The sequence below is a fragment of the Aquabacterium sp. genome, assembly GCF_021768455.1.
Taxonomy (GTDB): Bacteria; Pseudomonadota; Gammaproteobacteria; order Burkholderiales; family Burkholderiaceae_C; genus Aquabacterium.
Window position 1 is genome coordinate 1 of the sequence record NZ_JAIZVX010000231.1, and the last position, 4,003, is coordinate 4,003.

4 protein-coding genes are annotated in these 4,003 nt (G+C 67.2%); all 4 read left to right on the forward strand.

Features of this window, described 5'->3' with window-relative positions; all coding sequences use genetic code 11:
• The first annotated feature begins 28 nt into the window (after positions 1-28).
• A complete protein-coding gene (locus tag QZ994_RS19025) occupies positions 29-1,066 on the forward strand; it encodes an LLM class flavin-dependent oxidoreductase (RefSeq protein WP_290877419.1) in 1,038 nt (345 codons plus the stop codon).
• Between the two features lie 30 nt (positions 1,067-1,096).
• Positions 1,097-2,578: an aldehyde dehydrogenase gene (locus tag QZ994_RS19030; RefSeq protein WP_290877423.1), complete on the forward strand. Its 1,482-nt coding sequence runs from the start codon at positions 1,097-1,099 to the stop codon at positions 2,576-2,578.
• Between the two features lie 9 nt (positions 2,579-2,587).
• Positions 2,588-2,902, forward strand: a complete 315-nt coding sequence (locus tag QZ994_RS19035; protein ID WP_290877426.1) for an NIPSNAP family protein — start codon at positions 2,588-2,590, stop codon at positions 2,900-2,902.
• 51 nt (positions 2,903-2,953) lie between these two features.
• Positions 2,954-4,003 (forward strand): hypothetical protein (locus tag QZ994_RS19040; RefSeq protein ID WP_290877429.1); only part of this gene is annotated, 1,050 nt, incomplete at its 3' end.

A 4,003-nucleotide genomic window follows, 5' to 3' on the forward strand; every position in this document is an offset into this window, starting at 1 on the left:
CCGCCACCCCGCACACGGAAAGCAGCCCATGAAGTTCTCTCTGTTCCTGCACATGGAGCGCTACGACGAGCGCACCCCGGCCCGCCAGCAGCTCGACGAGCTCACCCAACTGGTCCAGATCGCCGAACGCGGCGGCATGGAAACCGCCTGGATCGGCGAACACCACGGCATGGGCTTCACCATCGCGCCCAACCCCTTCGTCAACCTGGCCTACCTGGCCGCGCAGACCACCACCATCCGCCTGGGCACGGGCACCGTGATCGCGCCCTTCTGGCACCCGATCAAGCTCGCCGGCGAAGCCGGCCTGGTCGACCTGATCAGCAACGGCCGACTCGACCTGGGAATTGCGCGCGGCGCCTACATGTACGAGTACGAGCGCCTCTTCCCCGGCCTGGACGCGATGGAGGCCGGCGCCCGCATGCGCGCCATGGTGCCGCTGCTGCAGGGCCTGTTCAAGGGCCACTGCAGCACCGAGGGCCCTTACTGGTCCTTCCCCGAGACCACCTCGCTGCCCCGCCCCGTGCAGGGCCCCACGCCACCGATGTGGATCGCCGCGCGCGATCCACATTCGCACGACTTTGCCGTGGGCAGCGGCTGCCATGTGCAGGTGACGCCGCTGGCCGCGGGCGACGGCGAAGTGGCCTCGCTGATGGACCGCTTCAACACCGCCTGCGCCGCCCACCCCGAGGTGCCTCGCCCGCAGATCATGCTGCTGCAGCACGCCTACGTGGCCGAGACCGATGCCGAACTGGCGCAGGGCACACGCGACATCCAGGCCTTCTACTGCCACTTCCAGAAATGGATCAAGAAGGACCGCCCCATCACCCACGGCCTGATGGAGCCCCTGCGCCCCGAAGACATCGAGGCCTTCCCGCAGTACGCGCCCGACAAGCTGCGGCAGAGCCTGGTGATCGGCAAGCCGGACGAGGTCATCTCGCGCCTCAAGGTCTACGAGGCCCAGGGTTACGACCAGTACAGCTTCTGGATCGACAACCACATGGACTTCGAGCGCAAGCGCCGCACGCTCGAACTCTTCATCCAGCAGGTCATGCCGGCTTTCGCCTGAAGCCCCACGCCACCGGACCGGAGCCCCTGCATGAACCCGACGCACGAGACCTTCCAGCAGTACATCGACGGGCAGTTCGAGCCCGGCAGCCAGCACTTCGAGAGCCTCTCGCCCGCCACCGGCGAAGCCTGGGCCCGCATGCCCGCGGCCACCGAAGCCGATGTGGACCGTGCCGTGCGCGCCGCCCACCGCGCCCTGCACGCGCCGGCCTGGCAAGGCCTCACCGCCACGCAGCGCGGCAAGCTGCTGCACAGGCTGGCCGACCTGATCGCCCGCGACGCCCCCGAGCTCGCCCGGCTGGAGACGCAGGACACCGGCAAGGTGATCCGCGAGACCCTGGCCCAGATCGGCTACGTGGCCGAGTACTACCGCTACTACGGCGGCCTGGCCGACAAGGTGCAAGGCGCCCACCTGCCCGTGGACAAGCCCGACATCGAGGCCTACACCCGGCGCGAACCCATTGGCGTGGTGGCGGCCATCGTGCCGTGGAACTCACAGCTTTTCCTCTCGGCCGTGAAGATCGGCCCGGCCCTGGCCGCCGGTTGCACCGTGGTGCTCAAGGCCTCGGAAGAAGGCCCAGCGCCCCTGCTGGCCCTGGCCCGCCTGGTGCACGAAGCGGGCTTCCCCCCCGGCGTGCTCAACATCCTCACCGGCTTCGGGCAGGACTGCGGCAAGGCCCTGACCAGCCATCCCCTGGTGCAGCGCATCGCCTTCACCGGCGGGCCCGAAACCGCCCGCCACATCGTGCACAACGCGGCGCAGAACCTGGCCGCCACCTCGCTGGAACTGGGCGGCAAGTCGCCAGTGCTGGTCTTCAACGGGGTCGATGTGGACAGCGTCTGCAACGGCATCGTGGCCGGCATCTTCGGCGCCAGCGGCCAGAGTTGCGTGGCCGGTTCGCGCCTGCTGGTGCAATCGGGCGTGTACGACGCGCTCATGGCCAGGCTGGTGGCCCGCGCTCGCCAGATCCGCATCGGCGAACCGCACGACCCGGCCACCGAAATGGGCCCCCTGGCCACACTCAAACAGCGCCAGCACATCGAGCAGGTGGTGCAGGCCAGCATCGAGGCCGGCGCCACCCTGCTCACCGGCGGGCAGGCCCCGGCCGACTTCCCCCTGGGCCACTACTACGAGCCCACCATCCTGGCCTGCCCCGATGCCCGCGTGCCCTGCGTGCACACCGAGCTCTTCGGGCCCGTGCTCAGCGTGCTGAAGTTCGACACCGAAGAAGAGGCCCTGGCCCTGGCCAACGACAGCGCCTACGGCCTGGCCAGCGGCGTGTTCACCCGCGATCTGGCACAGGCTCACCGGATGATCCGCCAGCTGCGCGCCGGCATCGTCTGGGTCAACACCTACCGCGTGGTCTCGCCCATCGTGCCCTTTGGCGGCTTCGGGCTCAGCGGCCTGGGGCGCGAAGGCGGCCTGGAGGCCGTGCTCGATTACACGCGCACCAAGTCGGTCTGGCTCAACACGTCGGACGCCCCCATCCCCGATCCCTTTGTCATGCGCTGAGGCCCGCCCATGTTCTACGAGATCCGCACCTACCGCCTCAAGGTTGGCACCCTGCCCACCTACCTCAAGCTGGTCGAAGAAGAAGGCATCGCCATCCAGCGCGGCCACCTGGGCCAGCTGATCGGCTACTTCCAGTCCGAGATCGGCCCGCTCAACCAGATCGTGCACATCTGGGCCTTTGCCTCGCTCGACGACCGCGAACGCCGCCGCAACGCCCTGGCCGCCGACCCTGCCTGGCAGGCCTTCGCGCCCAAGATCCAGGCCTGCCTGGAAGAGATGGACAGCAAGGTCATGCGCCCGGCCGCCTTCTCGCCCCTGAACTGAATCCCCTCTCGTTCCGTCCTTCCCCCGTCCCAGTCCACCCCGGAGATCCCCATGTCCTTGTCTTGCACCCGTCGCCTTGCCCTGTGTGTCCTTGCCCTGGCCTCCACCCTGGCCGCCCTGCAGCAATGGCGTGAACGTTGGGCGGCATTGCGCATCACGCTGATCCGCGGCGGCATGAAGATCCGCGCTCACGATGTGATCATGCAGCACCTGCGTTGGCGCATGGGCGACACAGGTCTGCCGAAAAAGAACGGCTATGAAGTCGACGTCTCGATCGAAGGCAAGAACGCTTACAACGTACTGGTCGATCACTGTTCGGTCGCCTGGGGGACCGACGAAAACCTTTCGATCTCCGGCCCGCGCCATGACGGCCCGGCGGGCACCGCACATCGCGTGACCCTGTCGAACAATATCGTCGCCGAAGGCCTGGTCAATTCCACCCATTCGAAGGGCGCACATTCGATGGGCTCACTGATCCATGACGATGTGCAGAGTGTGCTGATCCGCGGCAATCTCTACACCCACAATGCCGATCGCAATCCGTGGTTCAAGGGGGGTAGTACCGGCGCGCTGATCAACAACTTCATCTACAACCCGGGCAAATGGGCGGTACGGCTGGGCTACAACCCGAAAGAATGGGACAAGCGCACACCGCCCCCGGCACCGAAACTCGCCATCATCGGCAACGTGCTGCAGCACGGCGCCGATACCCCCGCCACCCTGGGCATGATCAGCAGCAATTCACCCGACCTGCAGGGCGATGCCTACATGCGTGACAACCTCGCCTTCCTCAAGACCGGTGCGCCCGCGACATTGCTCAGCGGTGGCATCACCGCTCTGGCGGAGAACCCTTTCACGATCGGCGGCAATGTCGTGGCCGCCGCGCAATTGCGCGAACAGATCCTCGCTCATGCCGGCGCCCGCCCCGCCGACCGTGACAGCGTGGACCAGCGCCTGATTGCCGAGATCCGTAATGGCACCGGACGCCAGATCGACAGCCAGAACGATGTCGGCGGCTACCCCTCAGCCACTGCAACGCATCGTGCGCTCACGGTTCCCTCACACGATGTCGAGACCTGGCTGCAAGGATTCAGCCGGCAA

Excerpts from the sequence above, each read along its gene's own strand:
- QZ994_RS19025 (WP_290877419.1), top strand. The coding sequence starts at position 29 with ATGAAGTTCTCTCTGTTCCTGCACATGGAGCGCTACGACGAGCGCACC.
- QZ994_RS19030 (WP_290877423.1), top strand. The coding sequence starts at position 1,097 with ATGAACCCGACGCACGAGACCTTCCAGCAGTACATCGACGGGCAGTTC.
- QZ994_RS19035 (WP_290877426.1), top strand. The coding sequence starts at position 2,588 with ATGTTCTACGAGATCCGCACCTACCGCCTCAAGGTTGGCACCCTGCCC.